The sequence below is a fragment of the Streptomyces galbus genome, assembly GCF_005280195.1.
Classification (GTDB): domain Bacteria; phylum Actinomycetota; class Actinomycetes; order Streptomycetales; family Streptomycetaceae; genus Streptomyces; species Streptomyces galbus.
In genome coordinates this window covers 1-672 of the sequence record NZ_SZPR01000045.1, presented here as the reverse complement: position 1 = coordinate 672, position 672 = coordinate 1, and the positions used below count along the sequence as shown (strand labels likewise).

Annotated in this window: 1 pseudogene; it reads right to left on the bottom strand. The window is 66.8% G+C overall.

Going from position 1 to position 672, the window contains the following annotated elements:
• Nucleotides 1–672 (bottom strand): annotated as a pseudogene (locus E4U92_RS35095) (ADP-ribosyltransferase); the annotation flags it as partial.

Sequence of the window (672 nt, the reverse complement as noted above, 5' to 3'; positions counted from 1 at the left end):
CTCGATGGTCCCGACGCCCTTCAACGCCTGGGAGATGTCACCGATCTTCGACAGTCCCGCACCCGCACCCTTGGCGATGTACGTCATCGGATCGATGACCTTGCCCGCCTTGCCCGCCACCGACAGCACCTTCGCCACCGCGCCGGCCTTGCCCGCACCCGCCGCAGCACCCCCCGCACCACCGGTGAACACCGTCGTCAGAACATTGAACGTGACCGCACCGGCAGCACGACCGGGGTTCTTGCCCCACTCGTCCCACGCCACCAGCGCCTTGCCCGTCTCCTTCATCGCCGTACGCGAATCACGGATCCACGACGGCAACTTGTCATCCGGCACCAGCCAGAACGCCGTCCCCACACCCGGGATCGACGCCAGCGCCAGGCCGGTCGCCAGTTGCGCCAGGCCCTTCCACGCCTGCCCCATCGCCTCCCAGCCACCGCAACCCACAAGAGTGCCCAGGCCCTTGATCGTGCCCCACACCCCGTCCACGATCAGCCCGTCCCACACGAAGGACTTCACCCAGTGGCCGACCTCGTACCAGTGATGCCTCTCCTCCACCGGGTCACCCCAGGGAAGCTTCGCGTTCTTCAAGTCCTCCGAATTGAATCCGTACTGGTCCTTACGGTCCGACCCGTCCCCCGCCCCCATCTGCGTACCGTGCCAGATCGCCCT